General features: G+C 37.4%; 7 protein-coding genes. 2 read left to right on the top strand and 5 right to left on the bottom strand.

What is annotated here, in order from left to right:
* Positions 1–73: 73 nt before the first annotated feature.
* The 4 genes from V7068_RS10350 to ezrA all read right to left on the bottom strand — a co-directional run bounded on the left by V7068_RS10350 (position 74) and on the right by ezrA (position 4,613).
* A complete protein-coding gene (locus V7068_RS10350; protein WP_499712654.1) occupies positions 74–280 on the bottom strand; it encodes an alpha/beta-type small acid-soluble spore protein in 207 nt (68 codons plus the stop codon).
* Positions 281–352: 72 nt separating this feature from the next.
* The gene (gene thiI / locus V7068_RS10345) at positions 353–1,561 is read right to left on the bottom strand and encodes a tRNA uracil 4-sulfurtransferase ThiI (protein ID WP_499712652.1); all 1,209 of its coding nucleotides are present in this window, start codon (positions 1,559–1,561) and stop codon (positions 353–355) included.
* Between the two features lie 4 nt (positions 1,562–1,565).
* A complete protein-coding gene (locus V7068_RS10340) occupies positions 1,566–2,705 on the bottom strand; it encodes a cysteine desulfurase family protein (RefSeq protein ID WP_499712650.1) in 1,140 nt (379 codons plus the stop codon).
* A 213-nt stretch (positions 2,706–2,918) separates the two neighbouring features.
* A complete protein-coding gene (gene ezrA, locus V7068_RS10335; protein WP_499712649.1) occupies positions 2,919–4,613 on the bottom strand; it encodes a septation ring formation regulator EzrA in 1,695 nt (564 codons plus the stop codon).
* 177 nt (positions 4,614–4,790) lie between these two features.
* Between ezrA and hisJ the strand changes: the two genes are divergently transcribed.
* Complete coding sequence (hisJ, locus tag V7068_RS10330) at positions 4,791–5,588, top strand: histidinol-phosphatase HisJ (protein WP_499712647.1); 798 nt, start codon at positions 4,791–4,793, stop codon at positions 5,586–5,588.
* On the opposite strand, the gene refZ is transcribed toward hisJ, so the two are convergent.
* On the bottom strand, positions 5,575–6,237 hold the full coding sequence (gene refZ, locus V7068_RS10325; RefSeq protein ID WP_164853291.1) for a forespore capture DNA-binding protein RefZ: 663 nt from the start codon (positions 6,235–6,237) through the stop codon (positions 5,575–5,577). The genes hisJ and refZ overlap by 14 nt on opposite strands.
* Positions 6,238–6,392: 155 nt before the next feature.
* Here refZ and V7068_RS10320 point away from each other — a divergent pair, with 155 nt between their 5' ends.
* Complete coding sequence (locus V7068_RS10320; protein WP_499712645.1) at positions 6,393–6,872, top strand: GAF domain-containing protein; 480 nt, start codon at positions 6,393–6,395, stop codon at positions 6,870–6,872.
* The last annotated feature ends 172 nt before the right edge of the window (positions 6,873–7,044 follow it).

The raw sequence follows: 7,044 nt of genomic DNA, 5'->3' as shown, positions 1-7,044 counted from the left end.
ACATATAATAATGTCGAACACACGAAAGAAGGAAGCGGGTATAATACCCGCTTCCTGCAGCCATATTATTCAATTATCTTGAAAATCCGCCACCTAATTGTTGCTCAGCCATTTGGACAAGACGTTTTGTAATTTCTCCTCCAACTGAACCGTTCGCACGTGATGTTGTATCAGCACCAAGCTGTACACCAAATTCAGAAGCAATTTCATACTTCATTTGCTCAAGAGCTTGTTCTACTCCTGGAACTAATAATTGATTTGAGTTGTTGTTGTTTGCCATGTGTTGTTCACCTCCTTGTGATTATAGAGTGTGTAAAAACACATGGCTTCATTCTTGGTAATTGCTAGATAGTCAGAATAATTCTTCCATTTCTTTTTCGATAGTTTGTTGATTTGGAACAACAGTAATTGTTTCTATATTTTGAATCGCCTTTTCAATTAATGGCTCAAACTCAACAAAACTTTCATAGTAATTCACTTTTTCCCTCTTTGGTTGCGTTTTTGGACTTGCTGGTGTGAATACTGTACAGCAATCCTCATACGGTAAATTAGAAATTTCAAACGTATCTAGTTGCTGAGCTAAATTAATAATTTCTAGTTTATCCATTGCAATAAGCGGGCGTAAAATCGGCGTATTCGTTACTTCATTAATCGCAAACATACTGCTCATTGTTTGTGAAGCTACTTGTCCTAGGCTTTCCCCTGTAATAATCGCCAGTGCGTGATTCTTTTCACGAATTTGGTCAGCTAATCGCAGCATTAAACGTCTCGTCGTGGTCATCGAATAATTATCTGGTACTTGCTTTTGAATTAATACTTGAATATCCGTAAATGGAACAATGTGTACCTTAAAACTGCCTGTCACTTCTGCCAGTTTTGCTGCCAAATCCAGCACTTTTTGACGCGAGCGCTCACTTGTAAATGGAGGACTATAAAAATGAATAGCCTCTACCTCTAAACCGCGTTTCATCGATAAATACCCTGCTACAGGACTATCAATTCCACCTGAAAGCATTAACATTGCCTTGCCGCTCGAACCATATGGCAATCCCCCAGCTCCCGGAACAATTTCACCTGTTAAATAAACTGCTTCACGACGAATTTCAACAAGCAAATTGAAATCAGGATTTTTTACATCAACTTTTAATCCCTCGATATTACGTAAGAGATGCCCGCCTAACAAATGATTGACTTCATTTGTTACATATGGAAACTCTTTGTCTGCTCGTTTTGTCGTAATTTTAAAAGTATGGACTGGGTCTGATAACTGATTCATATAGTAGAGCGCCGCTTCTTTTATCTTCTCAATGTCGCGCTCAACCTTAAGCGCAGGGCTCAGCGACTGAATGCCAAACACTCCTTGCAAACGTGCAATGACTTCTTTATGGTCGGCATCATGTAAAATAATATACATTCTTTCTCGATTGGCTGTCAGTTCAACATTGGGAATATCCTTTAAGCTCCATAAAATATGCCTTCTCATTTTAGCCACAAATGCTTTTCGATTCCGTTTTTTTGTTGAAATTTCTCCGTAACGAATAATGATATGATCAAATTTCATGTTACTACCTCATCACCTTTTCTAGTTTAGCTACAGCGCGTCCTATAGCATCAATAGCTTGCTTAGCCTCTTCTATTTCATTATGAAACGACGTACTAATTCGAATGACACTTTCTGCTCGCTCTTGATTTCGATACATTTCAAGGACTGTTTTACTTGCCGTGCGCTTTTTAGATGAACACGCACTTGTCGTTGAGACATAGACACCTTCTGTTTCTAACTCATGAAGTAACACTTCAGATTTAAGACCTGGTACCGAAAAATTAATAATATGAGGAGCTCCGTCTACCGGACTATTTACTTGTACTCCATCAATTTCCTGTAATCCATGATAAAAAACTGTTCGAATTTCTTTCAATTTATGCGCATATAACATGCAATTAGTTAAACTAATTCTCATTGCCTTTGCAAGCGCAACAATACCTGCTACATTTTCTGTACCGCTTCGGAATTGGCTTTCTTGATTCCCACCTGAAAACAGTGGAGCTATCCGCACACCTTGACGAATATACAAAACACCTGTCCCTTTTAACCCGTGTAATTTATGGCCAGATATCGTACAAAGGTCAATTCCTGCATCTGCTAATGAAAGATCTACCTTCCCAATCCCTTGTACATGATCCACGTGAAACAATATTTGAGGGTATTGCTTTAACAGCTCTCCAATTTCAGCAATCGGTTGAATCGATCCAACTTCATTATTCACATGCATAATAGAAACTAAAATCGTATCTTCACGTAACGCTTTCTCTAAATCAACAACTGAGACGCGCCCTGTTGCATCAACTGGAAGATATGTTACTGCAAATCCTTGTTCACTTAACACTTGAAAAGCCTCCATAACCGATGGATGCTCTATACTCGTTGTAATAATATGCTTTCCGCGATTTTGGTTCGCAAGTGCTGCCCCTTTAATCGCTAAATTATTGCCTTCTGTACCGCCTGAAGTAAAAAAGACTTCTGCACTCTTCACTTTCAATAAATCAGCAATTTGCTTTCTTGCTATTGAAAGGAGCTTTTCCGCCTGCGTCCCGATACCATGGAGAGAAGAAGGATTACCGAAATAGTCCGTTGATACTTTCACAAACGACTCAATTACTTCAGGATACGGCTTCGTCGTCGCACTATTATCTAAATAAATCATCATGTCACCTTCTATAATCTATTAACGCCACCCATTCAGATAACGATGAAAGGATATACTTATACAAATTTTACTCTTGCAACGTCTAATATTAACATAATTAAAACAGAATGAGAATCTGGCTCCTTAAAGTTGTTTAAATGGATAACCTTATTTTTTAGCACTACTATTTCATACAGCGCATATCAAAAAAAACTCGCACAAGGCGAGTTTTTAGGATATTACTTCTTCTATATTCGCTTCAAGCCTCTTCATGCTGCCCGGTTCAACCTTCTCAATCGCTGCAGCAGCCGTCTCTAATGCAGCTTGATAGTCAAAACTATGAAATCTTTTTTCAGCTTCCTTTAAACTGTCTGCCATAAAAGCATTGCTGCTGCGATAACGATTTCCATATTGAATGACTTTCTCCGCTAAGTACATATGTTCAATTAAACTTTGAGCACTTTCATGTACTTTGTTTGTATTCGCTACCGCTTGTTCTAAAAATAAATAAACAGCTGCAACATCAAGTGGTTTTTCTTCCAATTTTCTTTGGACATGGTCAATGCTTTCTTTCGCATTCTCAATAATTGTCTTAAACTCCTCCGGCAATCCCGGAATATTACTTTTAGAAATCATTCGACTTGTCTCAAGCATCTTATATTTTAAATCCGCTAATGATTCTTTTGCATCTAATTCATCTTTTCTTAACGCCTGCAACTTCCCTGCAAAGACTTGCTGCTCTTCCATTAAAGCTTTTAACTGCTCATCAACTGCTTGCATTTCTTCGCTAATAAGCGAGCTAGCTGTATCATTATCTTGAATCTTTAGTCCAAGTAATTCATAACGCTTTGCAATTTGTTGAATCTGCTTGATCATTTTTGTTTGCGCTTCTAGCTCACTATTCGTTAATTGATAAGATTGTTGCACAATAAACATTTCTTCCTCAAGCTTTTCATGTTCATATTCTGCGTTTGCAATTGTTTCTGCTAGCTTTTCATGATTTTTTTGAACATATTGCTTCGACAATACTTCTTTTTCTAGTAAATCGTATAAAATATTTAGGCGGTCACGCAAGTCATTCATCCCTTGCTCGACTACTTCCACTTCGGCATTCTCCAACTGTTTCTTATACGAATCTAACTCTGTTTCTAAGCGCGTTACTTCTTCTGTAAATTCAATATGATTCAGCAAGTAACCTTGGTCAACCATATCTTGATAGCCTTCTTTTAGCTCCGCAATTTGGGCAGGGAGCGAAGAACCACTTTCTAATAAGAGTGCTGGCAGTTTCTCTATTCTCGAAGCTAGTCGATCTAACTTTGCTTTAACCGATAAAACAAGCTCACGTGCATTTAAATAATTCCCATTTTCCGTTTCTTCTTCATAACTTTTCAAAACCGTTGTAACTTCTTCCAACGTCTCTTCTAGCTTACTAACCGCTTTTCCATAATTATGGCGATGCGCGAGTAAAGATTTTTTTAACTGACGATAGGTTTCCTGAATTTCGGCTACTTCAAAACGATTCTTCTCCTCACTTCCAACTAACTCATGTAATTCAGACAGAATCGATTTAATACTCTCCTCAATCTCATTCAACTTTGCTGAAATTTGCCTTTGTACGTCCTTTGAGCGTTTGAAACGATATTTATCAACATATTCCTCCGCATCAAATAACAGCTCTTCTACTTCAGGTATACGGACTGTAATAATGACATCCCATTCACTGCGCCAATTTTCAAACAGTTCCTCCGTTTCACCATTCATATTCAATCTCTTGACCTTAGAAAGTTCTTCCAACACGGGGCGATTCATAATATTAAGCTTCCATGTTTCCAAACGATCAATTTCTTGAAAGTACCTTCTCTTAAAAAAATAGCCCCCAATAATAAACACTAATAGTAAAATTACTATTCCCAATATGTATTCCATCATAAGCCCCCTGTTCTAGCCTTACCGTCCATCTTGTAAATCTCTATATCAAATAAAATAAGAAAATGTTCAATTTAATGCTTTTATGATACCATGTTAACAATTATTTTTGATGACAAAAATTTATTTTTTGTAGAAAATTACTAAAAAACAGCTATTTATCGGGAGGGAAATGTGATGAAAACGGATAGTCATGTGCATTCACCGTTTTGCCCACACGGCTCTAAGGATTCATTCGTTGAGTATATAGAAAGAGGAATTAAATTAGGTCTACAAGAAATTACCTTTACTGAGCATGCTCCTCTGCCAAAGGGATTTATTGACCCCACGCCTGAAAAAGACAGCGGTATGGATGCTGCCCTTTTGTACACCTATTTAGAGGAACTTCAACAGCTAAAAAAGCAATATAAAAATAGTATTACAATTAAATCTGGCCTTGAAATCGATTATATCGAAGGATTTGAACAAGAAACAAAAGCTTTCCTTAATGAAATTGGAACTTTTCTTGATGACAGCATTTTGTCTGTCCATTTTATCGAGCATAATCACAAATGGTATTGTATCGATTATAGCGACGATGAATTTGGAAATATTAGCACTGAACTCGGTTCTATCGATGCCGTTTACACAAAATACTATGATACACTTCAAAAATCAATCAACGCGGACTTAGGTATTTATAAGCCAAAACGAATCGGTCATATTACATTGGTCCATAAATTCCAGCATCGGTTTCCAGCAGCTAAAAGCTTCGACGATCGTGTGTATCATATTCTAGAACAAATTCAACGACAAAATTATGAATTAGATTACAATGGGGCTGGTGCTGTAAAACCACTTTGTCGCGAGCCGTACCCTCCGGAACGATTTGCTAAGCGGGCTGTTGAATTAGGTATTCCTCTTCGCTATGGTTCTGATGCTCATCAAGCGAAAGACTTAGGACAAGGATATAGTGCCTTGATTACACTCCCGTAAATAATTCGGGACGACTAAATAGTTTTGCCTGATCGTGATCAGGATGAAATAATGTTTGTTCAATAAAACGCTTCACTTCATCGGCAAAACGGTTCATATAGTAGGCTTCCTGCGGGAATACATAAAGTACTTCTGTTGCATAATTTGGATGCAGTACAGGTGCCGTTAACAAGCTTTTCAGCTGCAATAAATAAAGCGGCACAGAAACAGATTGAAACACGCGTGTTTTAATGCCTTCATCTAAAAGATGTTGAAAATAGTATTTTTCTTTCATAAAATAAGTCGAATGAATTTCGCGGTTTAAATTGGTGTCTAATGCGGATTCACCGTAAATAAAACGCGCAGCTAGGAAATATTCTCTCTGGAATTCAAGTATATCCGTCACTAAATCTACCAAACATTGTTGTGGTCCTTTCTGTTCTAACATGACAACATTTCTCTCTAAGACCGCAATATATTTTTCTAAATAAAACATAAAGCAATATTCTAGTAAGCCTTGTTTATTCTTAAAATAATAAGCGATATTAGCTGGATTCACTTTTGCTTTGTTGGCAATGTCACGAATCGATGTAGCATGATAGCCTTTCAAATGAAAAAGGTAAAGAGCGGCATCCAAAATTTCTTGCTTCGTTGACGTTTGGCGATTCATCGGATTTCCCTCGCTTTCTACATAAAGACAATTGTCTAGAAAGTATTCTAGAGTAACTGACGGGAATCCTTTTAAAAGTTCTCGACAAATTCTTAGCATCCATGCTCATTCAAAATACAGCACGATAAAATTATGGTGAAGTTAGGTGAAATAGTATGTTTAATGTCGAAAAACACCCAGAAAATAAACAAGAACAATATACACTTTTGCATAAACAACTCGTAGCACTTATTGAAGATGAAAAAAATCAAATTGCCAATTTAAGCAATGCTTCCGCTTTACTCAACCAATTTCTTCCTGATATTAATTGGGTTGGTTTTTATTTAGTGGAAGACAATCAATTAATTCTTGGACCATTTCAAGGACTTCCTGCCTGTGTACGCATCCCTTTTGGAAAAGGCGTTTGCGGTACTTCAGCAGCAAACAAAACAACGCTGTGCATCGCCGATGTACACCAATTCCCAGGGCATATCGCATGTGACGCTGCTTCTCAATCAGAAATTGTTATTCCTCTTATAAAAAACGAGGAAATTATCGGGGTTTTAGATATTGATAGCCCAATAACGAATCGTTTTGACGCAGAAGATCAACAAGGTCTTGAAGAATTTTCTGCTATTTTGAGTAGGTATTTATAAAGTGAAACTTCCATCAGCGGGGTTTTTCTTTCATCTCCCACTGATGGTTAGTTACGTTCTACGGTCACTAAGATTTCCACTTCGCTTCAATCAAGTGACCGTACGAACCTGATTAGTTCAACTATACCTTTGAAAATCGCAAAGGTATAGTTGAACTGTATCTCACCAATCG

The sequence above is a fragment of the Bacillus sp. JJ634 genome (assembly GCF_036962285.1).
Lineage (GTDB): Bacteria > Bacillota > Bacilli > Bacillales > DSM-1321 > Peribacillus > Peribacillus asahii_A.
The sequence above is the reverse complement of the archived record's forward strand: the minus strand, read 5'-3'. Positions and strand labels throughout refer to the sequence as shown.